The sequence below is a fragment of the Candidatus Zixiibacteriota bacterium genome (assembly GCA_036480375.1).
Classification (GTDB): Bacteria; Zixibacteria; MSB-5A5; order GN15; family JAAZOE01; genus JAZGGI01.
Window position 1 is genome coordinate 274006 of sequence record JAZGGI010000024.1, and the last position, 23803, is coordinate 297808.

The window sequence follows — 23803 nt, forward strand, 5'->3', positions numbered from 1 at the left end:
CATAACTAAACCTATATGAAGGAGCTTATGCCAGTCGAGGAATTACATGTTCTAAGTAAGTCGTTTCAGGCCTTATTTAATGACGCAGATTATTTTCTGAGCGAGGCAAAGCGACTTAAACGAAAATTAGATAACGATTCCGAATATTTTGATCAGAATATATTATCAAGAGTGCGGGCCTGTTCTAGGGCATGTATAATTGCAAGCGTAGCAGGCTTGGAGTCATTCGCAAATTCAGTTTTGGAAGCGTTCAAAAAGCATGATATTTCGGTTCTTGATCCTGAATGGATGAATAAAAAGCATAGGAGCAGAGATCTTGAGTACTGGCCGGTGTGTGAAAAGATACGGTTTATTCCCGTACTGTGTAATGTTGAAAAAAATCCCCCACAGGACTATTTTGCAGAAGATAATAAAGACCTTGAACAGTTGAGTGAATATGCGAAAATTAGAAATTCAATTGTCCATGGTAGAGTTACAAAAATAAAATTTAATATAGAAATTGGCAAGGATGGAAATCATTTAGTTGATGATAATCTCGATGAAAACAAATGGCCTATTACAGGTATTCATAAGGAAGTATATAGGTTAGAATTTGGAGATGCTTCTTCCGTTTATACATGTGTGATCTCGGTCGTGAAGGACATTCTTATATATATGAATAGTCAAGTATCTAAAAGATTTTTACTGTATCAAGAATTTTATCCAAAATCTCAAGAGAATTTAGCAATTGTGCGCGAAAATGCTGAAAAAGAACCCAATTGGTACTTGAATATTAAGGAGAAATCATGAAGAAAATATCATTTAGGCATAGCGCTGGATATGGAAAAAGAATGGAATATTGGATTATCGGCAAAATGCTAAAGGAAGGCTTGGACGTATATGTTCCAGTTGTTGATGATTTTGGTATTGATGCCGTTATAAGAAAAAGGGATGGTTCCTTTTGCGAAATACAAATAAAGGCTCGTTCAAAGGATGTTATTTTTGGAGATGCTGCCCTCTTCGCTGCAATAACTCATCAAAAAAGAAATAATTATTATTTTGTGTTTTACTCTGAGAGAATGGACATGATGTGGATTCTATCATCCAACGAGTTTATTAAAGAATCGGTTGTAAATAAATCAGGAAAAAACATAGGGAAAAGATCAATTTGGTTCAACGGTAAGAGAACTCGTGAAAATAGAGAAATACCAAAAGACAAATTTAACAAATATGTTGCTTTTAACTTTGATCGATTTAAATAAGTACGTTTCCATTTGGAATCACACAATTATCCCACAATTCCCCCATTGATTCCGAAACAATCATCATTAAGTAGTATGGATTATCAAAAGAAAACAAATGCACCCGTGGGCGCACGTCGCGACGAGCCCGAGATGATATTCTATCTTCTCCACAAAAGACAGGGACACCGCGCGACAGCCAAAAAACAGGCCCCCGCCTGCCTGAATCACCACCGAGTTGATATGACCAAAAACGTTAATCTGAGGAAACAAACCCATTTTAGAAGTTGCTCACTGTTCCGTCGGTTCCTTAGCGAAGCGGTGAACCGACGGAGGTCAACCGCGCGACAGCTGAAAACAGGCTTTTGCCTGCAAAACGAACCCAATTTGCTGTAACCTGAATAGAGATATGAACTAACAAGGAATTTACAAAAAATAAAATGTGGATAACTCTCAGATATGAAGGAAATTATTACTGGCACCCCGCATTCAGCGCACCAATCAATTCCCCGCACGAATTATTGGCAGGGGCGCAGGGGGATGTTGGCAGGAGATTAAAAACACTCAAAGCCGTATCGCAAAATATCGGATCAAGATTAAGATTACCGCTCGAATCGGCTTGCGGCGCAATCCGGTCAATCCAATCACCGCCGCTATTGCCAAAAATATTGGTACATGAAATCTGCGGTATGCTGGTTCCATCGGATGATAGCACCGCCCCACCCTGGGTGGAAAACGCGATAATACAATTTCGAATAGGAGGCGAGGCTCCGGCAATAACATAAATCGCTCCGCCGACAATCGAAGAATTGCCATAAAAGGTACAATTCTCGATAACCGGATCGCCGCCTTTGGCGCGAATCGCGCCGCCGCTGACCGGAGCCGTATTGTTCTTGAAAATGCAATTCCTGATAGTCGGCGACGATGAACGAATCTCAATCGCTCCCCCATTATTATGATTGCCGTTTCGAATTGTAAATCCATCAATGACGATTCCGTCTTCCTTGGCTTCGATGTCAAACGCAAGGTGCTGATGGAAACTATCAGCCTGACAATCTATAACGGTTACCCGGGGTCCGTTCTCGGATTTTATGACGATATCTTTCCCATTAAATGTGATATCACGATTGCCAAATCCTTGATAAACGCCGTCAGCAACCAGAATGGTATCACCATCGGACGCCTCATTTATCGCCGCCTGAAACGTGGCTTCATTACCCGGTACGCGGATGATATGATCGTTTATTACAGGAGGGGGAGTAATTTTATCATCATCCGAATCGCACCCAGCGATTATAAAAACAGCCGCGAAAAAAAACGAATATGGAACCGAAAATTTCATCACTCTATTACTCAATAGCGATTAGGTTATCTAATAATTGTTACGAGAAAACGAATGATATTTTGGCAAAATAAAAGCGGAAGGCAGAAATGCCTCCCGCCCTGAATTAATTTGCGAGCTCAATGAATTAAAACCTCGAAAGAGCCTCTTCGACTGAATCAGTTACGTCAAAAACTTCAGAAAGCCGGGTAATAGTTATGATTTTATCGATCTTCTCCGTCAAATTGGCCAGTTTCAATTCCCCTTTTTGATCCTTGAAACTCGTCGAATGATGAATCAACCGACCCAGACCGGTCGAATTAATCCAGGCGCAGCCGGACAAATCCAAAACTGCCCTGGTTCGTCCTCGGCCAATCAGGGCGTATAGCTTTTCGTCCAGTGGAAGAAAATCATCACCGCCCATGATTTTGCCTTTAACTTCAATGACGTCAATACCGTCTTTTTCATAATGCTCAAATTTCATCAAAAGTCCCCTTCTGATTTTTAAATTCCTATATATATACGTTTTTTCAATCAAGTTTGTCAAAAGTTACGAAATTATTTTAAATAGGCAATGAATTTATTTTGACATTATTTGACATTGCCGTGGGACAGGGGTATAATTGATTGAAATTATGATCGGAATATACCGATTGTAATAGAGTTTTTACATGTAAATAAGGGCGGATTTTATGATAAATCTGGATAGCATATTCAAACCTCGCTCAATTGCCGTAATTGGCGCCTCCTCAAGGCGCAATACCATCGGCCGCGAGATTTTACATAACATGATTATTTACGAGTTTAACGGCAAAATTTTCCCGGTCAATCCCAAGGCCGGCGTCATTCACTCCATTAAGGCTTATTCAACGATTCTTGACGTTCCCGACGCCGTTGATCTGGCTATAATCGTCATTCCCAAGGAATATGTCGTCGACGTTGCCAAACAATGCGGCGAAAAAGGCGTCAAAGGCCTCATCGTTATTTCGGCCGGATTCCGAGAAATTGGGGGTAAAGGTATCGAGCGTGAAAACGAACTTCTAAAAGTCGTTCGCGATAACGACATGCGCATGGTCGGGCCAAATTGCTTTGGAGTAGTCAATACCGATCCCAATGTTAGGCTTAACGCAACCTTTGGAAAAGCCCGGCCCAAAGCAGGCAATATTTCTTTTGTGTCTCAGTCGGGCGCGTTAGGCGAAGCCATCCTTAATCTCGCGGATCAATTAAATCTTGGCTTTTCCATGTTTTGCTCGGTAGGCAACAAGGCCGATATTTCCGGTAATGATTTGGTCGAGTACTGGCGCGACGACGAACAGACTAAAATGATTTTGATGTATCTGGAAAGTTTCGGTAATCCAATGCGATTTACGAAAATTGCCCGTCAAACGACTCACTTCAAACCGATTGTCGCCGTAAAATCAGGCCGAACATCTCAGGGAGCCAAAGCCGCCTCGTCGCATACCGGGGCTTTGGCCGGAGCCGATGTCGGTTCGGACGCTTTGTTCAAGCAATGCGGAGTCATGCGAACGACTTCCATCGAGGAATTATATGACGTCGCCATAGCTCTGAGCCGCCAACCGGTGCCCAAAGGCAATCGCATCGCGATTGTTACCAACGCCGGAGGTCCCGGAATTCTTGCTACCGACGCCATTGCCTCGCAGGGCATGCAATTGCCCCCTTTGCCGGCCAAAATAAAAAAAGAGTTGAAAAATTTCCTGCCCGAGGAAGTGTCTTTGAATAATCCTCTTGACCTCGTGGCCGGAGCCGGTAAAGAGGAATTCAAATTAGCCCTTGAAGCGGTCAGCAAAGATAAAACTTATGATTCGATTATTCCCATTTTCGTTCAGCCGATAACTATCGATGAGCTTGAAGTGGCCCAATCGATAATCGACGCCAAAGAAAAATCAAAGAAGCCGTTTTTCGTCTGCTTCATGGGCGTCGGATTTCGCTCTCCGGGTATGATGAAACTTCAGGAAAGCGGCATTCCGGTTTATATCTTCCCCGAAGCTATCGCCAAAGCGCTGAAATGTATTGATCAATATCGCGAATACCTGCATCGCAAACGCGGTAAGTTCGTGGTTTTTGACGTTGATAAGGACAAAGTCGAATCCATCGTTAAAAAGAACAAAAAAGCCGGTAATAATGCCATCGTCGGCAATGACGCCCTTGATATTCTTCAGGCTTACGGAATCCCGATCGCACCCTATACGATCGCATTAAGCGCAAAACAGGCCGTGGAAGTAGCCAAAAATGTCGGATACCCGGTCGTTATGAAACTCAACACCCCCGAAATTCTCCATAAAACCGAGGCTCGTGCCGTCACCGTTGATATCCGGAGCGATAAAGAACTGAAAGACGCCTTCACAGACTTAAAAACCAAAATAGGTCCCCTCAAAAAGGGTGAAAAATTTACAGTCGGAATTCAATCGATGGTATCGGGGGAAATCGAAACGGTTATGGGAATGAGTGTCGATCCCGCTTTTGGACCGCTTATCATGTTTGGTCTTGGAGGGATCTATGTGGAAATCATGAAAGATGTCTCTTTCCGGATAACGCCCCTGACTGACGTCGGCGCCGAAAGCATGATTAAAAGTCTGAAATCATATCCTCTTTTGACCGGATTCAGGGGCGCCAAGCCGATAGATTTGGATTTATTGAAAGAAGCTTTGCTTCGTTTGTCGCAGCTAATTACCGACTTCAGTGTTTTTAAAGAAATTGATATTAATCCGTTCATTGCCTCAGCTGAAAAGGATTGCTGTAAAGCGGTTGACGCCCGCTTCCTGTTGAAAAAGGAATAAATGGTCAAAAACATCTTGTTGCGCACAAGGATCATTTTTATATTGTTCCGAAATTTTCACTTGCGCCAAAACGCTTTATAAAGGTTGTAAATGTCTGAAATAAGAACTCGTATCGCTCCTTCGCCGTCAGGTTTTCTTCATGTCGGGACGGCCAGGACGGCCATTGTCAACTGGCTCTACGCTCGTCATACGGGCGGTAAATTCATTCTGCGGATAGAGGATACCGACACTTCTCGCTCTTCGGAGGATATGGTTGATGCCATCATCGATTCAATGAAATGGCTCGGACTCGATTGGGATGAAGGCCCGTATTTTCAATCTCAGCGGAGTGAACTATATCAACAATATCTGGAAAAACTGCTCACCTCGGGAAATGCTTACCGCTGTTTCTGCACCCCCGAAGAACTCGCCGCCAAGCGCGAAAAAGCGAAAGCTGAAAAAGCCGATTATAAATACGACCGTACCTGCCTGAGACTTAGCAAAGAAGAGATTGACAAAAACCTAAATCAAGACAAACTATTTGTTATAAGAATAAAAGTTCCCGAAGGAGAGACGAAATATGATGATCTGGTGTACGGCGAAATGGTGCGCCAGAACAAAGATATTGAGGATTTTGTGGTGTGTCGCAACGACGGCCGGCCACTCTACAACTTTGTCGTAGTTGTCGACGATCATGAAATGAAAATCACCGATATTTTGCGCGGAAACGATCATCAGACCAACAGTTTCAAGCAGATACTAATTTATAATTCCCTCAATCTGCCGGTTCCTCGTATGGGCCATCTACCTCTGATTTTCGATGAAAGAAAAAAGAAAATATCAAAACGGGATAAAGCCGCCAACGCCTCCGATTACGCCAAAGAAGGCTTTCTGCCCGAAGCGGTAGTCAATTATCTTTCAATGTTGGGATGGTCGCCCAAAGATGACAGCGAAATCTTCACCATACCTGAATTAATAGAAAGTTTCTCTATCAATGGATTCAATAAATCTAACGCGATTTTTGACCCGGTCAAAATGAGACATTTCAATTCCGAGCATATTCGAAAAAAATCCAACCACGAATTGGCAACACTTCTCGCCCCGATGCTGATTGAGGCCGGAGTCTATACCAAATACGGATTTGAAACCCGCTGGCAATACCTGATGGAGGTTGTTGAACTCCTTAAAGACCGCGCCTCGGTATTGGATGAGTTTGTCGAACGCAGTCGTTACTTTTTTGAAGCCCCGCTTACGTATGAAGAGAAGGGCGTCAAAAAACAATTCAATTCCGATAACGCCGACCGGCTCGACGAACTCGCCAACCGATTTGAAAAAATCGAAAGATTCAATCATGATAACCTTGAAAACTCGCTAAAAAATTATGCCGAAGAATTAGAAATAAAAACCGGACAGTTAATACATCCCACTCGCCTGGCGGTAACCGGAATGATTACCGGCCCGAGCCTGTACGCGCTTCTGGCCCTTATCGGCCGTCAGGAAGTTGTCGAGCGGATGCGAACGGCAGCCCGGTATATCAGGGAAATGTTAAACAATGAATAATCCGAAACCATCCAAAGACCCAAAAGAAAAATCGCTCGATTTTATTCGGCAAATTATTGCCGATGATGTCGCCAGCGGCAAGCACGGAGGCAAAGTCATCACTCGCTTTCCCCCGGAACCCAACGGCTTTTTGCATATCGGCCACGCCAAATCCATCTGCCTGAATTTCGGAGCGGCTAAGGAACATGGCGGGATAACTCATTTGAGATTTGACGATACCAATCCCACGAAAGAAGAAACTAAATACGTTGACGCCATCAAAAACGATATCAAATGGCTCGAATTCGACTGGGGAGATCGCCTCCATTTCGCCTCGGATTATTTCGGAAAATTATATGATTATGCAGTTCAACTGATACAAATGGGCAAAGCCTATATCTGCGATTTGAACGCCGAGGAAATTCGTCAATACCGAGGTACTTTAACCGAACCCGGAAAGGACAGTCCTTATCGTGACCGGTCAATTGAGGAAAACCTTGACCTTTTCGAACGCATGCGAGTCGGTGAGTTTCCCAATGGTTCCAGAACTCTGCGGGCTAAAATCGACATGGCTTCAGGCAATTTAAATATGCGCGACCCGGTAATATATCGCATCCTGCACGCCTCGCACCACCGAACCGGCGACAAATGGTGCATATATCCGATGTATGATTTCACTCATTGTCTCTCGGATTCAATCGAGGGCATAACGCACTCCCTGTGCGATATATCCTTTGAAGACCATCGTCCGCTATATGACTGGGTTCTGGATGAGTTGAAAACCGAATGCCATCCTCAGCAAATCGAGTTTGCCCGACTTAATATTTCCTATACTGTCCTGAGTAAAAGAAAACTGCGTCAGCTTGTGGAGGCAAACATTATTTCCGGCTGGGATGATCCCCGCATGCCGACTTTATCAGGGCTTAGACGGCGGGGATATACGCCGCATGCCATCAGGGCTTTTTGCGATCATATCGGTGTGGCCAAACGGGAGAGTATGGTTGATCTAACTTTACTCGAATATTTCCTGCGCGAAGATTTGAACAAACATTCCCCCCGAGTGATGGCGGTTTTGCGTCCGCTGAAAGTAGTCATTGAAAACTATCAGGAAGACAAAGTCGATGAACTGGATTGCGTCAATAATCCTGAAGACCCCGAGGCCGGAACCCGCAAAGTTCCATTCTCTCATGAATTGTATATCGAAAGAGATGATTTCATGGAAGACCCGCCCAAAAAATTCTTCCGTTTGGCGCCGGGGCGGGAAGTCCGTTTGCGATATGCCTATTTTATTAAGTGCGAAGAAGTTATCAAAGACGACGACGGGAATGTTATCGAATTGCGCTGCACCTACGATCCCGAAACCCGCGGCGGCAACGCTCCTGACGGACGAAAAGTAAAGGCCACGATGCACTGGGTTTCGGCTGTGCATTCCATCCCGGCCGAAGTCAGGCTCTACGATACGCTTTTTACTAAGGAAAATCCACTCGATGCTTCGGACGGGAAAGATTTTACTGAGCCGATAAACCCCGATTCGCTGGAAATTATTAAGAACTGCCGTGTGGAACCGTCTGTGGCAAATGCTCAACCGGGGGATAGATTTCAATTCGAACGGCTTGGATATTTTTGTGTAGATAATATAGATTCGACGCCCGATAATCTTATTTTTAATCGAACCGTTACGCTCAGAGATACTTGGAAGAAAATCCAAAAGTCAATGAACAAATCGTAGCGATTCGGATTTAGGAGTATAAGCGATGGACAAAATGATTAGGTTTGCTTCGGCAATTATCCTGCTAATTGCGCTTGCGGGTATTTCCTGTATTGAGAAAAAACCGGAGGAAATTCCCGAAATTCCCTTAGAGCAGGAGATGGTTTTAATACCCGGTGGGGTATTTATCATGGGAGATTCTACCGAGGGCGACCATTACCCGCCTCACGAGGTTTCGATTGATTCATTTTATGTTGATAAATATGAAGTAACCAACGCACAATTCTATCAATATTGCCAGGAAACAGACGCCATACTACCGGAATTCTGGGGCATGGCTGACTTTCACAGCGGAATGAATTATCCCAATCATCCGGTCACCGGCATTAGCTGGTCAGAAGCCAAATCATACGCCGAATGGGCCGGAAAAAGATTACCTACCGAAGCCGAATGGGAGTATGCCGCGCGGGGCGGTTTGAGCGGCAAAAAATATCCATCGGGAGATGAAATTGATTCAACTCTGGCCAATTACACGATAGACGGAGTCGCCAAAGGGACTATACCCGTTGGAAGTTTTGTCCCCAATCAATTCGGGCTCTATGATATGGCCGGAAATGCCAACGAGTGGGCTTTGGATTTCTACAGTGAATCATATTATTCAACCGGTCCGACTGATAACCCGACCGGTCCCGAAAAAGGCAGGTTCAAAATCATTCGCGGGGGAGGATGGCATTCTGGTCCTTATTGTAACCAGGTTTATTTCCGAAACGCCTTACCGCCCAACTGGAGGGATTTCAATATCGGATTCAGGTGCGCAAAAGATATTGAATAATTTGCGTAACAGGGTGTAATTGTTGTAGACTATGGTTTGTAAATTTAATCGGGTGGATGCCATGACTGAAAAAATTGAAAAGCTGAAAAAAGAAATTGAACGACTCGAACAGGGAATCGAAAAGAATCACTTCGGTCGCTTATTCGATAAAAGCAAAGAGTCCAAAGATCATAAACGATTGAAAAAACTGAGAAAAGAACTTAAAGAATTGGAAAAGACATCATAAGTTCTTTTCCGGGCATTAGAATGTGAGAGTAATTTATGTCATCCGACGCACTATCAAAAGATGTAATTAAGCAGGCTATCGTGGCCGAAATTGACGGTCAGAAATTCTATAAATTCCTGTCGGTTAAAGCCACCAATCCGGACGCCAAACGCAAACTTAATAATCTGGCTCAGGATGAATTCAACCATGAGGCGCTGCTTATAAAAATGTACAAAGATATTTACGGCGAAGAAGTAGATGAATTGCCAAAAGAAGGTGTCAGCGTTTTATCTAAGTTTTTTACCGATCATCGTGAAGACGAAAATTTATCGGAAATGCAATATATTGATATGGCCATTGAAGCCGAACTGGCCGCTACCAACTATTACAGGAACGGTTCGGCGACCGCTCCTAACGATAAAATTAAAAAAGTCTGCGAGGATATGGCCGCAGAAGAATTCAGACATTATGAATCTTTGAAGGCGGAACGCGAGGCAATATCTGGCGGACATTTCTGGTTCGGTTTTGATGAGGGGGCGCCATTAGAAGATTAAATCCACGATCAATGCCATATTAATTTCTGCAGGGCAAGAGGGAAAATCATATGCTAAACGTAGGAGATAAGGCTCCTGATTTTACGCTCCCATCCCATTTGGGTGAAAAAATAATGCTGTCGGATTACCGGGGACAAAAAAACGTTGTCATCGCGTTTTATCCGCTTAACTGGACTCCGATTTGTAGCGGTCAAATCCCCGGGTACCAGGAAGAATTAAAACGATTTGAAGCGTTCAATACGCAGGTGTTGGCGATTTCGGTTGATTCGATTCCGAGCCATGAATCTTGGGCGTATTCTATGGGGGGAATCGACTATCCGTTGCTCTCGGATTTCTGGCCCCACGGGGATGTGGCCAAGAAATACGGCGCCTTGACCGATATGGGCTTTACCGAGCGGTTGATATTAGTTGTCGATAAAGAAGGCATTATCAGGTATATCGATCATCATGATTTGGATGATGAGCCCGACGTTGAGGAACTATTCAGAGTCCTCGCGGAACTAAAATAAATTTTTTGCGCAAATTTATCCGAGCAACGTAATTATCTCAAAATTAATAATCATTGAGGTGGTGTTGGTTTGTTTAATATTGGCGATAAAGCGCCCTATTTCAATCTCGACGGCTCAAGGGATTCAGCCTTTCGTTTAGCTGCCCTTGAGGGGGAACGGAAGAAATTCGAGAAACTAAATACAGAAATCTTAGGAATTAATCCCGCATCAGTCAAATCCCATGAAAATTATTGCGATAAAAAAGGATTTGAATTTACAATATTATCTGACCCGGATAAGAAAATAGCGAAAAAATATGATTCTCTCAATACAGGGGGAATGTTGATACGGCGCTCGGTTTACGTCATCGAATCCGTCGGCAAGATTATATTCGCCGAAAAAGGAATGCCTGAAAATCAGAAAATGATGGACGCCATTATGGTAGTATCATGAAATGATTTTGATTTCTTGACGCCGCCAACAAAAATTTATATAATCCTCGCAAAAGAAAACTATTACGCCGAAAATTTTTGCGTATAATATTGAATATGATTTCGGCGGGATAAGGGACAAAATTGTATGTATTTTGCGGTACCGGATAAATATCGTCAAGCGACTGATGAGGAATTAAAGCAATCCATCCTTGACGCCAAAAAATCGATGGGCTCAAGAATGACAATTTTGGCTCATCATTATCAGCGTCTCGAAGTCGCGTTCATGGGGGATTTTGTAGGCGATTCCTACGATCTGTCAAAAACCGCTTCACAGCGTAAAGATTCGGAGTTCATTGTTTTTTGCGGCGTCCATTTCATGGCCGAATCGGCCGATATTCTATCGGGCGATAATCAAAAAGTGTATTTGCCCAATCCACTGGCCGGATGTCCTATGGCGGATATGGCCGATATCGATGATGTCCTGGCCGCCTGGGACTATCTGAAAGATATGGGCGTCTCCGAAAAAACAATTCCGGTATCATATATGAATTCCGCCGCCCAGTTAAAAGCCTTTTGCGGCCGGGAAGGCGGATTGATTTGCACTTCATCAAACGCGAAAGCCGCTTATAATTGGGCTCTTGAACGGGGAGAAAAAATATTCTTTTTCCCCGATGAAAACCTCGGATATAACACCGGTCGATGGCTCGGTTTTTCCGATGACGAAATGGTTGTTTGGGATTTTCGAAGCGACAGCGGTGGGATTGATCCTGACCGTCTGCGCCGAGCGAAATTAATTCTCTGGAAAGGCCATTGTCACGTTCATACTAATTTCACAGCGAAGCATGTGGATGAGGTGCGCCAGCAATTCCCTGATGCCAAAGTCGCGGTTCACCCGGAATGCACCTGGGAAGTGGTCGATAAAGCCGATGCCGTTGGTTCGACGAAATTTCTGGTTAATTTTATCAAAGAACAACAGGCAGGATCGACGATAGCGGTTGGAACGGAGATAAATTTAATCAATCGCATGGCTCATACTTATCCCAATAAGAAAATATTCGAGCTGTCCGGACAGAAATGCCCGGTATGCGCCAATATGTATCGTACGACATTAGCTGACTTGGCGAATACCATTGAAAATCTTGATAGTTTTGACCGAATTGTGGTTCCTGAAGATATCAAGTCGGAAGCCAGAATCGCATTAAAACGTATGCTTGAAGTATATTGATACGTTTCATCCGGGGGGCTGCTATCAATAATAAATTGGAGGTTGCAATGACATTTGAAGTTGTCGTTCCCCAGATGGGGGAATCTGTGTTGGAAGGAACAATTGTCGAGTGGAAAGTTGCCGAAGGTGATAGAGTAACGGTCAATCAACCGCTGGTTGAAATTATGACCGATAAAGTCAATGTCGAAATTCCATCCGAAGTTGATGGCGTCATAGAAAAATTACATGCTCAACCTGACGATGTCGTTCCGGTCGGGACCCTGATTTGTACCATAAACACTTCCGGAGATGTTCCCCAAGCGGCTCCCGATAAGAAGACCGCAACCCCGCCTAAAGAAACCACTCCAGAGCCGCAGGCTGCTGCCCCTCAACCTCCACAGCCAACCGTATCCGGCAAAAAACCGAAGATGGCTCCCGCAGTTCGTAAACTTGTTCGTGATTTTGGATTGGATCCCGCTGCCATATCAGGAACCGGCCCCGATGGCCGCATCACAAAGGAAGATGTCAAGAAAGCCGCCGCTGCCCGTTCCGTGGTAGCCAAGGCGCAACCCACCGCAACTACCACAAAAATGCCGATCTATTCTCCCCCCGCGGCATCTGCCGGAGAACAACTCGAAGAACGTATTCCTCTGGTTGGCGCTCGAAAATCAATCGCCGAACACATGGTGCGTTCCAAACAAACATCAGCGCATGTTACTACTTTTGAAGACTGCGATTTTACGGAATTGGTTACATACCGGAATAAATACAAAGACAGCTTTTATCAAACCTACGGCGCCAAGCTTACCTTTATGCCGTTTATAATTAATGCGGCAGTTGAAGCCTTAAAGGAATTTCCGACACTTAACGCCTCTATGACTGATACCGAAATCATTATCAAAAAATATTACAATATCGGTGTCGCCGTGGCGCGAGAAAGCGGACTTATCGTCCCCGTCGTGAAAAACGCGGAGCTCAAATCAATTATTGACCTTGCTGTTGAAATTAATAACCTTGGTGAACGGGCCCGTGATGACAAGTTGACTCTTGATGACGTGCAGGGCGGAACCTTCACCATCACTAACGCCGGTATGTTTGGCGCCACCGCCTCGACGCCGATTATCAATCAGCCTCAGGTCGCTGTTCTGGGCGTTCATAATATTTCCGAAAAGCCGGTTGTACGAGAAGGCCAAATCGTCATCCGTTCCATGTCAACCTTCGGCTTATCATTCGATCACCGATTAATCGACGGCCATACGGCGGTTCAATTCTTGCATCGTTTAATCGAATACCTGGAATCGCCGATGCTGCTGTCTATGAGACTTCGTTGATGACCCCGACCTATTTCGGCTGGAAAATGAATCTGGGTCAGCGTCCTTATAAGGCCGCTCATGAATGGCAAAAACGGATGGTGCGCTATCGATTAAACGGCATGATCCGTGATACTATCTTTTACACCACCCATCCTCATGTCATTACCATCGGCCGCGATTTCCAGAACTCATGTCCGTTGAATATAGACGAGATAGAAGTACATCAAATATCCCGTGGAGGAGGCATAACCTATCATGGCCCGGGGCAACTGGTTATTTATCCCATATTTGATCTGCGCCGAAGAGGCCGAGATTTACGAGCATTTATTCATAACATTGAGGAAGGCATCATCCGCGCCTTTGACGATTACAATCTCAAATGCGGCCGCAAAAATGATCATATTGGTGTCTGGGTCAAAGATCATAAAATCGCATCGATTGGCGTAGCCGTTCAGCGATGGATTTCATTTCATGGCGCGGCCGTCAACCTGACGACTGACCTCAATAAATTCTATATGATCAATCCCTGTGGACTGACACCGGAAACGATGACCAGCGCCGAAAAAGAAATTAATCAGAAAATCACTCTGGATGATTTTGAATCTAATCTCAGCGAGCATTACTCCAAAATCTTCGACACGAAATTTGATGCTATTGACATGAACGAATTGGCGGAAATTATCGATCTCGAAGAATCTTCGCAAACATTATAAAAATTTTCCCGATGTTGTTGACGGAGGCTACTCATTGGCGTAAATAGAAATAAGCTCTTGATTAAATTTTAGCGGTTATCGCGTCGCGGTGGTCGCTTTTTTTTCGAGAACTTTCATCAAAATCACTCCCCCGACAATTAATAGTCCGCCAAAAATTTCTTTGATGGAAGGGAAGGAGTTAAGAATCGCCAATGCCACAATGGCCGCAAAAAACGGCTGGCTCTGGACGATTATCGACGAGCGAGAAATATTAATGTATTTCATTGCCTTTAGATAACCGGTACGACCCATATACGGCAGTAAAAAAGCGGTCAGAGCGAGAAGACCCAATAATCTTATATCGGTAATGAATACGAGTTTGCTGGTGATAATCCCCGCAATTATGAAAATGCCTGACATAAATATCCCTCGGTAAAAAATATAACTGCGATGATTTATCCAATCGATCTTCCATTTGGTCAGAACCTCTGCGGTCCCAAAAAACAGCGAACCCAAAGTGACTAGCGTTACCGTGCGAGAAAGTTCAATTGAAGCGTTATATCTCATAACAAATATCCCTGCAACGACTATTATCAGACCGAAGACTTCCGATTTTTGAAGTCGTTCTTTTAAGAATATGGCCGCCAGAATTATCGTTGAGACTAATTCCAATCGAGACAAAAACGAAACCGTCGCCGGTTCCGAAAAACTCAGAGCCGTAAACAGGCAATATGTAGCGGCGGAAAAAAATATTGCCACTATCGCAAAAAATCCAATCTGAGCGGGAGGGATAAATAACGTCTCTTTCAATTTACGATTAAATCCGGCGTCGATTAATATAATCACCGAACCAAATAAAAACATATAAGCGTTAAATACAATCGGGGGGAGAGTCAGCAAAAGCGTTTTAGCGACCGTAAATCCTCCGCCGGTGGCGAGGGCTGAGACAGTCGCCCAAATATCGCCCTTTAATCGAGGAGATTTAACTCCATTCATGCTTTATTCGCTTCGATTTTAAGAAACATATTGGAGCCAATATATGCAGGACGTATTTCAATGCCAACAATTAATAATCTTTGAAAGCTGTTGGGATATAACTGATTTCAGTCTACCTTTTTAGAGGGTAATAGATACGGATGATACCGTAACAAACGGCCCCGATTATTAGGCCGACAATGACATCCGAAATATAATGGAATCGACCGTAAACCGTTCCCGCCGCTAATCCCAAAATTACCGGAATCAAAAACCATGCTTTCCTGGAATAGTTTTTAATGGCGAATAACATGACAATCAACGCCACCGCGCAATGCGATGAGGGCATGGCTCCCCCGTGAAAAGCTCCATTTTCAATTATGAGTTCGACTAAAGGTCTGAATACCGGACCTGAAATTACATTTTCATACTGTGTGGCAAGAAAATGCCTCGGTCCTTCGACCGGGTAAAGAATGAAAATCATATAGGAGAAAAAAAAGGCGGCGCATGTGGCGGTCATAAATCTAATTATTTCCGCGTCTTTTCGATGAAAGAATAAAAACAAGCTCAATCCCGGAATTAGCAAATAATACGAAAAATACGAGGCGGAAAAAATCTCGGTCCGGAAAACGCTGAGACGCTGATCCAGCCAGATTGTTGGGCTAACACCAAACAGCGACCGTTCAAATGCTACCACCTGATAATCAAGAAAATTAGAAAAAACAACGTGGACCAGTTTTCCACTCGTTTCATAGAAAAATATCATTAATATTACCGGATAGAGGAGTCTAAATAAAGTAACAATGCGGTTATCGGACTTTTCGCCAATATATGCCAGTAAAAGCACGATTACGATGGCTCCCAGATGAAAGATTAATACTCCGATATAATTTTCGATGGGTCGGGCCAGATTTATCGTAATGACGAAAATAAACCAGCTGTAAATGACTACCAGATGATCGAAAGGTTTCATCCGGGAAATAATTTTCTCGAGTAAGCGATAGCTTTCCTTAGGCGTGTTTAGCCCCGGATATGACAATGACATATTCTCCCTTTGGATTTGATTTTTCAATTATGCCCGCGACCTCGATTGCGCTATTGAGTATTTTTTCTTCATGCATCTTGCTTATTTCACGGATGACGCAGACTTCGCGCTCGGCAAAAATCTCAGCTACTTCGATTATCGTCTTTTTTATTCGGTGAACCGATTCATATATAACTATGGTGTGAGGATATTCACTTATCTCCAACAACCGAGATCGCCTCTTTCCCTTTTTGACCGGCAAAAATCCCTCAAAGAAAAATCGGTCGGTCGGCAATCCCGAAGCAGTCAAAGCCGGAATCAAAGCCGTCGCGCCCGGTAATGCCTCTACCGAAATTCCTTCATCGATTGCGGCCTTAACGATGCGAAAAGCCGGGTCCGAAATTCCCGGACTACCGCCATCGGATATCACAGCCACCGACTTACCTTCTTTCAGGATTTCTAATATCTTCGGAATCCGGCGAATTTCATTATGCTCAAAATAGCTGATTTTTTTGGCCTTGATTCCGAAATGTGCCAGAAGCTGGCCGCTGCGCCGGGTATCTTCGCATGCCACCAGAACAACATTTTTCAAAACTTCCAGTGCCCGCAGGGTAATGTCCTGCATATTCCCAATCGGAGTTGGGACAAGATACAATATACCCATGGCGTTATTATCCATAAAATCAATCAAGGAGTATCTCTGTCGGTATCGGATTTCTTCCCAGCAGGTTCACGGGCGGAAGTCCTCGTTTGAATGAATATTTATTGATCCGGTTAATGACCAACTTAATGACTTCGTCCGCAGTTCCGGTTTCCTTCAGCTGATTTAGATCACGAACTTCTTTTTCAATCAAGAGATACAGCAACTCGTCGGCCTTTTTATAAGTCAATCCCAATTCATCTTCATCTGTCTGACCCGGCCATAAATCAGCGGTAGGCTTCTTTTTGATAATTTCCGGTGGAACCTCTAAATATTCTGCCATGGCCCACACCTCGCCTTTATAAAGGCCGCCAAGAGGATTCAGGGAGCAGGCGTTATCTCCGTACCAGGTCGCGTAGCCCAAACAAATTTCAGTTTTGTTGGATGTGCCCAAAACCAGACGATTATCTCGGGCCGAAATATCAAAAAGAACCGACATCCGTTCCCGGGCGCATTTATTACCGCGTCGCAATGAAGAAACGTCATTATTACCGAAGTAGGCGTCCACCATCGGCGATATATCCACCTTTTCAAACGATATACCCAGTTTATTCGCCAGATTAATAGCGTCATTTTTTGATTCTGGAGAAGACCTCTTGTAGGGCATGATTACACCCAATATATTTTCAGCCCCAACGGCTTTTGATCCCAGCGCCGCCGATACTGATGAGTCAACCCCGCCGGAAAGGCCTATGATTAGGCGATTGATGCCGACTTCATTAGTATAATCCCTTATAAACTCTGTCAGAATTTCCACGGAGCCTTTAATATCTATCATGATTCCCACGCGCCTCCAAAAACCGAATATAGGAAAATTTTATCGCCAATCAACAAATTTGTGACATCAACATGGTTTAGACGATATTGACTTTCCGATATTATTGGTCTATATTCACAAATTAAATACGAAGGGAGAAATATGGCATCAGTAAACAAAGCAATATTAATTGGCAATCTGGGCGCTGACCCGGAATTGCGCTATACCTCATCGGGGCAGGCGGTGGCGAATTTTAGTATGGCTACTACCGAAAAATGGCGGGATAAAGACGGACAGATGCAGGAATCAACCGAATGGCATCGAATTGTTCTCTGGGCAAGACAGGCTGAAGTCGCCAAGGAGTATCTTAAAAAAGGAAGTTCGGTTTATATCGAAGGCAGAATTCAAACTCGCAATTATGAAGATAAAGACGGAGTCAAGCGCTATATTACCGAAATTGTCGGCCAAAGAATGCAATTTTTGGGCTCACGGGGCACTGCCTCCGATAGCGGTCCGTCGGAACCGCCGCCAGCTCCCCCAGCCGATATTGATACCGAAGACGACGACCTGCCCTTCTAAAATATTTTCTATCAAAATAATTCGTCGGATTCAATAACCTGAGAAACTTCAGCTATTGTTTATTAAAGGAGAAAGGGATCGCATTTTGCCAAAATCTGCCGTTATTTGTGAGTGTGTATTACTGATTTTTCTTCTATATAGCAATATTAAGTCTTCACAGAGTGTGGTATCAAAAGACGGTAATTTAGAATTCCGAAAGAGCGAACAGGATTTCAGACCAATGGGAACTTACCAGATAGCTCTGGCTGATCTTGATGACGACGGTGACATGGATGCCGTTTTTTCGAACATGCATGCCCGGACTCTCATCCTGTTTAATGACGGTTTTGGCAATTACCTGGAATCGGACCAGATATTTTCACAAGGCTATGCCGGTGTCGAGGCGAGAGACATTGATCGTGACCATGATCTGGATCTGTTGTTTGGTCCCAGCCACGAAGTTTATACTAGAAGTCCATTATATCTGAATAACGGCACTGGTGTTTTTGAAGAGGGACAACTTGATGTTCGAGGTACTGGTATTTTCACTATTGGCGCACATTTGGTCGATGTAGACGGCGATGGCGATTTGGATGCCCTCTTCCAAAAGGCTAGGGAAACAATTCTGTATATAAATGATGGTAAAAGTAATTTCAGCTTAAGTAGTGCCACTTATCCGGATATGTCAGTCTTCTGCGATCTGAATGACGATGGATTTGTTGACATTTTTGCCAGAGAGGTCGGGCAGGGCTTCCGGGTCTATCTTAACAACGGGGATGGCGAATTCTCCAAATTTTGCTTTTTTGAAAACCGAATATTACTCCGTTGCTCGACCGTCTTTGCAGACGTCGATAATGATGGTGACCCTGATGCAATCTATACCAATGGTGAGGGGAAATTATATCCTTCCGGAATTCTACTAAATGACGGCACTGGCAGGTTTGTCGAAAGCAATCAGGAATTGCCCTCTGTTGATATGAGCTGGGTCTGCACAAATGATCTGAATGGTGATGGCTGGGTTGATCTTGTTTTCACTGATTGGGGCAGACCATGTCAGGTCTGGATTAATGATGGTGCAGGAAAGTTTGAAGACTCGGGTATCAGATTTGCGGGGAAAGGACGTATTGCTTGCTGTGAGATTGCTGATATTGACAATGACGGTGATAATGACGTCTTCATTGGGAACTACACCGACGGCACTAATACTATTTGGTTTAATCAAACCTATGTTTCGCAAGCAATTGATGGCAAACGTTGATTAGTATTGACAGCCAAACGCCCATGACAGTGTATTAAATTCCAAAATATCGACCCAGGGCGGACTGATGCTTGGATAATTCGGGGTATTGAGGAAAGATTAGGGGCAACCTCCGCCATATTTGCATCGGGATATGGATATTTTTCAGAAATGTCAATTCAGTATCTATTGAGTATTCATTTTAGTCGAATTGCCCACCCATTTTGCAATTGGAGAAAATAGTTGACATAGACGGATTTGGTCGATATAATGAACATTAATGAGGGTAGATTTTATCCTCATTAGGCGATAGAAAAAGTATTTATGAAAAAAGTACCTCAGCAAATAATTCCTCTGGCCATAATCTTTATTGTGGCGATTGCCGCGCTTGTTACCGCTCGTCATTTTTTTGTTCCCGAAACGTTTGGCGATTATGGACATTACCGAGCGGCATCGGTCGATGAGATAGCCTCTCAGGAAGTAGTTTATGCGGGAAGCATCATTTGTAATGATTGCCATGACGATATATACGAAACAAAGATGAATTTCGATCATCGTGGTGTTTCTTGTGAAGTATGCCATGGCCCGGCTATGGCTCATACCGAAGAACCGGATGAGTATACTCCTCGAATTCCGCGGATCCGCAATCAGTGCACAATTTGTCATGGATATAATTCGGCCCGTCCCTCCGGCTTTCCTCAGGTTGTGGAAGAGGTCCATAATCCCGGCAGACCTTGTCTTGAATGTCATAATCCCCATAAACCGCTTCTGCCAAGAGCACCTCAGGCTTGTGATGCCTGCCATCGTGAAATTGCTCTCCAGAAAGCGGTTTCCCATCATACCAGTCTGGAATGTAAGACTTGCCATGATGCCCCGCCCGATCATATGAGCAATCCCCGCTTCGCCCGGGCTCAAAAACCGACATCGAGAGCTCTCTGCGGTAAATGTCATGACACCGAGGCCGACGTGTCGAGGGGTATACCGCGAATTAAATTAGCAACTCACAATGAAAATTATCTTTGCTGGGACTGTCATTATCCACATCATCCGGAGGCCAGATAATGGAACAGGATAAACCGAAAATTCAACGACGAGATTTTTTGCGATCCTGCTTTAAAAAATTGCCGGTACTGGTTTCAGCCGCCTATATAATTTCTCCCGACGAACTTCTGGCGTCTGCTTCCGATGACTACAATCCGGACGAACATAATTATGCTATGGGCATTAGTATTCATAAATGTATCGGTTGCGGACGGTGCGCCGATGCCTGCAAAACCGAAAATAAAGTGCCTCGCGATGAACACTTTTTTAGAACTTGGATTGAGAGGTATATTATCCCACCCGATGGGGAAGCCGAAGTCGATAGTCCAAACGGAGGAATTGACGGATTTCCAAAAGCGGATGAGAAAAAAGAAATTCTCAGAACCTACTTTGTCCCCAAATTATGTAACCATTGCGAAAATCCGCCTTGCGTCCAGGTTTGTCCGGTCGGAGCGACATATACCAGCCGCGACGGCGTTGTTCTCGTTGATAGCAGTTATTGCGTGGGATGTCGTTATTGTATCCAGGCCTGCCCCTACGGAGCTCGGTACCTGCATCCGGAAACACACACGGCCGATAAATGTACATTTTGTTACCATCGCATCGTCAAAGGGATGCGTCCTGCCTGCGTAGAAGTCTGTCCGACCCAGGCGCGCGTCTTTGGTGAAATCGGGAAGCGCAATAGCCCCCTGCATCGATTTATTCGATTTAACGATACCATTGTCCTGAAACAATGGCTTAACACCAAACCCAAAGTATATTATTCCGGAGCCGATGGAGAAGTGAGATAAATATGGAGACTATTCTGGCCAATGCCGTCGAAGCCATAGCCGGCGCCACCGGGTATATATATCCCAATGAATTTGAACTCCACTGGGGCATACTCATTGTCGTTTATCCTTATCTCACGGGACTCGTGGCGGGAGCTTTTATTTTGGCGTCGCTCGAAAGAGTTTTTAAAGTTAGCGCCCTGATTCCCGTTTATCGCCTGTCTTTATTAACGGCGCTGTCATTTCTTCTAATTGCTCCCTTGCCGCTTTTGGCGCACCTGGGTAGGCCGGAACGAGCCCTGGAGATGTTTTTGACGCCGCACACCAAGTCGGCCATGGCCATGTTCGGTTTTGTTTATGTCTGGTATCTGATGGTCGTTCTGCTTTTGGAACTTTGGTTTGATTACCGTCAGGATATCATCAATTGGGCCAGAAAAAGCACCGGCCTGAAAAAATATTTTTATTACGCGCTAAGTCTGGGTTCTACCAGTACTTCCGATGAAGCCCTGGCCTTCGACGCCAAAGCGGGCAGGTTTATTACCCTGATCGGTATCCCTTCCGCGTTTTTATTACACGGATACGTTGGATTTATTTTCGGCTCCGTCAAAGCCAATCCGTGGTGGAGCAGCGTTTTGATGCCAATTGTATTTCTGTTTTCGGCGATTGTCTCCGGTATTGCTCTAATGGTCCTGATATACATGGTAACGACCATGTTCCGCTGGAAACGAATTAATATGGACTGCCTCAATAAGCTGGGCCTGTTCCTGATTGTCGCCATGATTGTTGATTTTTCACTGGAGCTTCTGGACTTTATCCAGCGGCTTTATGAGTCAGAAGAATCGATAAATATCCTGTCATCGATGATTTCTAACCGGCTCTTTATCAGTCTGATAATCAGTCAGATTATTATCGGCAGTATAGCGCCCATGGCCGCGCTGGTCATGGCTCGTTTCAGAAAAGTACCCGATGAAATGAAGCGGATGCTCTATTTTATCGCTGCCATTTTGATTCAGGTCGGTATCTTCAGCACTCGTTGGAATGTCGTTCTGGGCGGCCAACTGTTTTCCAAAAGCCTGCGTGGCTTGACTACTTATAAACTGGAAATGTTCGGGCTTGAGGGTCTCTTTGTCTCGATAGTGTTGTTAATCATGCCCTTTGTGATTTTGTTCGTACTCGTAAAAATCCTTCCTCCGTGGGAAGGAGGTCATCACGAACCGATGAGACTCGCCCCAGCAGAAAGCAAAAAATAGATTAATTCTCAGACGAAACTTTTCGCGCCGGTTTTAAGCCGGCGTTTTTATATCAATTATAATTTCTCAAGATCATCAGGCTCATTAATTGTGCACGGTAGATGTTCGCATGATTCCCGAAAATGGGTTTGTTTCCTCAGATTAACGTTTTTGGTCATATCAAATCGGTGTTAAATACGACAGGCACACGCTTGTTTTTCTTCAGGGATTTTTGAAAGCGGCCAAGTTCCCAGCATAAGCGGGGGACACGCCGCACGAAAACAGGCTTTCGCCTGTGTCATTTCCATGAAGGCCCCGAAGGGGTCACTGCGGGAATCCAGAAGAGTTATCCACATTTGCATTTTCAAAAATTCCTTGTAATGGTAAATAACAGTTAAGTCTACAGCGAATTGGATTCGTTTTGTCCTTTTTTGTTTTTTTGGATTTGGCCCTTTCCCCTCAAATCGCACACGCACGGCAATAGATTTATATCATCTATAGGAGCGGGTGATTTCAGAAACAGGGGTTGAATTGAGTGGTAATTGTGGATGATTTATGCGGGAATGCACCCGTTCCCGTTTCACGGGTGGACAATGGGCCACTGGGTCAAAGCTTTGCTGTGGATTAAGCCCATGCCAACATTTTCCCTACCAACCCACCATTAATTAAAAAACATCCCCTTTCTTATGGAATTGACCAGAAGGAGGGAGTATGTACATGAGTCAAAACAAATTGAGGCCAATTGGTTTTTCAGATAGTTTATTCGCGTGGGGAGTTAGAAAAAGGCTGCATGGATTCCAGCGTGCGCTGGAATGACACAGGCGAATTTCTGTTTTCGTGCGGCGCGCTGGTTTTCCTGGATTCCCGCCTGCGCGGGAATGACAATATTGATTATTCTTACGTAGCGACAATCCCAGGGTTGTCGTTACACGATTATGGCCTACAAACTGGAATGACACAGGAAACATTAAGGAAGAACAAGATAAATGACTAATCTTTCGACAATAATATCAGATAGGTTACGCGATAGTTGAAAACAGGTTTTTACCTGTCTGTCGTAATCAACATCGGTTTGATATGACCAAAAACGTTAATCTGGAGCCTGTAAGGAATTTTGTGTAAATGTAAATAATTGATTATGCTTCGAAATTAAAAAGAGAAGCATTTACACAGGAGAATTAACATGAATTCGATTGATCCCGCTTTAATTAAAGAACTTCTCAAA

Annotated in this window: 25 protein-coding genes; 19 read left to right on the plus strand and 6 right to left on the minus strand. The window is 44.2% G+C overall.

Features of this window, described 5'->3' with window-relative positions; translation table 11 throughout:
• The first annotated feature begins 27 nt into the window (after window positions 1-27).
• Both V3V99_07235 and V3V99_07240 read left to right on the plus strand, forming a co-directional pair.
• Window positions 28-789, plus strand: a complete 762-nt coding sequence (locus V3V99_07235; GenBank protein ID MEE9442445.1) for a hypothetical protein — start codon at window positions 28-30, stop codon at window positions 787-789.
• Window positions 786-1241, plus strand: a complete 456-nt coding sequence (locus V3V99_07240) for a hypothetical protein (GenBank protein ID MEE9442446.1) — start codon at window positions 786-788, stop codon at window positions 1239-1241. Before V3V99_07235 ends, V3V99_07240 begins: the two co-directional genes overlap by 4 nt.
• 451 nt (window positions 1242-1692) lie before the next feature.
• Here the strand turns inward: V3V99_07240 and V3V99_07245 are convergent, their stop codons facing one another.
• Window positions 1693-2562 carry a right-handed parallel beta-helix repeat-containing protein gene (locus V3V99_07245; GenBank protein ID MEE9442447.1) on the minus strand — a complete coding sequence of 290 codons (870 nt, stop codon included), beginning with the start codon at window positions 2560-2562 and terminating at the stop codon, window positions 1693-1695.
• Between the two features lie 127 nt (window positions 2563-2689).
• Window positions 2690-3025 carry an STAS domain-containing protein gene (locus V3V99_07250; protein MEE9442448.1) on the minus strand — a complete coding sequence of 112 codons (336 nt, stop codon included), beginning with the start codon at window positions 3023-3025 and terminating at the stop codon, window positions 2690-2692.
• Window positions 3026-3233: 208 nt separating this feature from the next.
• On the opposite strand from V3V99_07250, the gene V3V99_07255 reads away from it, so the two are divergent.
• The 11 genes from V3V99_07255 (at window position 3234) to lipB (ending at window position 14308) form a co-directional block, all read left to right on the plus strand.
• The gene (locus V3V99_07255) at window positions 3234-5339 is read left to right on the plus strand and encodes an acetate--CoA ligase family protein (GenBank protein ID MEE9442449.1); all 2106 of its coding nucleotides are present in this window, start codon (window positions 3234-3236) and stop codon (window positions 5337-5339) included.
• Between the two features lie 90 nt (window positions 5340-5429).
• On the plus strand, window positions 5430-6878 hold the full coding sequence (gene gltX / locus V3V99_07260; protein ID MEE9442450.1) for a glutamate--tRNA ligase: 1449 nt from the start codon (window positions 5430-5432) through the stop codon (window positions 6876-6878).
• Complete coding sequence (locus V3V99_07265; GenBank protein MEE9442451.1) at window positions 6871-8586, plus strand: glutamine--tRNA ligase/YqeY domain fusion protein; 1716 nt, start codon at window positions 6871-6873, stop codon at window positions 8584-8586. Before gltX ends, V3V99_07265 begins: the two co-directional genes overlap by 8 nt.
• A 25-nt stretch (window positions 8587-8611) precedes the next feature.
• Entirely contained in the window at window positions 8612-9397 is a 786-nt protein-coding gene (locus V3V99_07270; protein MEE9442452.1) for a formylglycine-generating enzyme family protein, read from the plus strand.
• 61 nt (window positions 9398-9458) lie between these two features.
• Window positions 9459-9623 carry a hypothetical protein gene (locus V3V99_07275; GenBank protein ID MEE9442453.1) on the plus strand — a complete coding sequence of 55 codons (165 nt, stop codon included), beginning with the start codon at window positions 9459-9461 and terminating at the stop codon, window positions 9621-9623.
• A gap of 35 nt (window positions 9624-9658) precedes the next feature.
• Complete coding sequence (locus V3V99_07280) at window positions 9659-10156, plus strand: ferritin family protein (GenBank protein MEE9442454.1); 498 nt, start codon at window positions 9659-9661, stop codon at window positions 10154-10156.
• A gap of 50 nt (window positions 10157-10206) precedes the next feature.
• Window positions 10207-10665 (plus strand): peroxiredoxin, encoded by a 459-nt coding sequence (locus V3V99_07285; GenBank protein MEE9442455.1) that lies wholly within the window; start codon window positions 10207-10209, stop codon window positions 10663-10665.
• Between the two features lie 69 nt (window positions 10666-10734).
• Window positions 10735-11097: a peroxiredoxin family protein gene (locus V3V99_07290; GenBank protein ID MEE9442456.1), complete on the plus strand. Its 363-nt coding sequence runs from the start codon at window positions 10735-10737 to the stop codon at window positions 11095-11097.
• A 126-nt stretch (window positions 11098-11223) separates the two neighbouring features.
• Window positions 11224-12303: a quinolinate synthase NadA gene (nadA, locus tag V3V99_07295; protein ID MEE9442457.1), complete on the plus strand. Its 1080-nt coding sequence runs from the start codon at window positions 11224-11226 to the stop codon at window positions 12301-12303.
• Window positions 12304-12350: 47 nt separating this feature from the next.
• Complete coding sequence (sucB, locus tag V3V99_07300) at window positions 12351-13613, plus strand: dihydrolipoyllysine-residue succinyltransferase (protein ID MEE9442458.1); 1263 nt, start codon at window positions 12351-12353, stop codon at window positions 13611-13613.
• Complete coding sequence (gene lipB / locus V3V99_07305) at window positions 13613-14308, plus strand: lipoyl(octanoyl) transferase LipB (protein MEE9442459.1); 696 nt, start codon at window positions 13613-13615, stop codon at window positions 14306-14308. Before sucB ends, lipB begins: the two co-directional genes overlap by 1 nt.
• Before the next feature lie 75 nt (window positions 14309-14383).
• On the opposite strand, the gene V3V99_07310 is transcribed toward lipB, so the two are convergent.
• The 4 genes from V3V99_07310 to V3V99_07325 all read right to left on the minus strand — a co-directional run bounded on the left by V3V99_07310 (window position 14384) and on the right by V3V99_07325 (window position 17764).
• The gene (locus V3V99_07310; GenBank protein ID MEE9442460.1) at window positions 14384-15283 is read right to left on the minus strand and encodes a DMT family transporter; all 900 of its coding nucleotides are present in this window, start codon (window positions 15281-15283) and stop codon (window positions 14384-14386) included.
• A gap of 112 nt (window positions 15284-15395) precedes the next feature.
• Entirely contained in the window at window positions 15396-16307 is a 912-nt protein-coding gene (locus V3V99_07315) for a phosphatase PAP2 family protein (GenBank protein ID MEE9442461.1), read from the minus strand.
• Window positions 16273-16977: a 16S rRNA (cytidine(1402)-2'-O)-methyltransferase gene (gene rsmI / locus V3V99_07320; protein MEE9442462.1), complete on the minus strand. Its 705-nt coding sequence runs from the start codon at window positions 16975-16977 to the stop codon at window positions 16273-16275. Before rsmI ends, V3V99_07315 begins: the two co-directional genes overlap by 35 nt.
• Window positions 16970-17764, minus strand: a complete 795-nt coding sequence (locus V3V99_07325) for an NAD+ synthase (protein MEE9442463.1) — start codon at window positions 17762-17764, stop codon at window positions 16970-16972. Before V3V99_07325 ends, rsmI begins: the two co-directional genes overlap by 8 nt.
• Window positions 17765-17905: 141 nt before the next feature.
• Here V3V99_07325 and V3V99_07330 point away from each other — a divergent pair, with 141 nt between their 5' ends.
• The 6 genes from V3V99_07330 to V3V99_07355 all read left to right on the plus strand — a co-directional run bounded on the left by V3V99_07330 (window position 17906) and on the right by V3V99_07355 (window position 23572).
• A complete protein-coding gene (locus V3V99_07330) occupies window positions 17906-18322 on the plus strand; it encodes a single-stranded DNA-binding protein (GenBank protein ID MEE9442464.1) in 417 nt (138 codons plus the stop codon).
• A gap of 220 nt (window positions 18323-18542) precedes the next feature.
• Window positions 18543-19559, plus strand: a complete 1017-nt coding sequence (locus V3V99_07335) for a VCBS repeat-containing protein (GenBank protein ID MEE9442465.1) — start codon at window positions 18543-18545, stop codon at window positions 19557-19559.
• Between the two features lie 303 nt (window positions 19560-19862).
• The gene (locus V3V99_07340; GenBank protein MEE9442466.1) at window positions 19863-20600 is read left to right on the plus strand and encodes a cytochrome c3 family protein; all 738 of its coding nucleotides are present in this window, start codon (window positions 19863-19865) and stop codon (window positions 20598-20600) included.
• Window positions 20600-21370 (plus strand): 4Fe-4S dicluster domain-containing protein, encoded by a 771-nt coding sequence (locus tag V3V99_07345; GenBank protein MEE9442467.1) that lies wholly within the window; start codon window positions 20600-20602, stop codon window positions 21368-21370. The genes V3V99_07340 and V3V99_07345 overlap by 1 nt, the downstream gene beginning before the upstream one ends.
• Before the next feature lie 2 nt (window positions 21371-21372).
• Window positions 21373-22599 carry an NrfD/PsrC family molybdoenzyme membrane anchor subunit gene (gene nrfD / locus V3V99_07350; protein ID MEE9442468.1) on the plus strand — a complete coding sequence of 409 codons (1227 nt, stop codon included), beginning with the start codon at window positions 21373-21375 and terminating at the stop codon, window positions 22597-22599.
• Window positions 22600-23368: 769 nt separating this feature from the next.
• A complete protein-coding gene (locus tag V3V99_07355) occupies window positions 23369-23572 on the plus strand; it encodes a hypothetical protein (protein MEE9442469.1) in 204 nt (67 codons plus the stop codon).
• Window positions 23573-23803 lie beyond the last annotated feature (231 nt).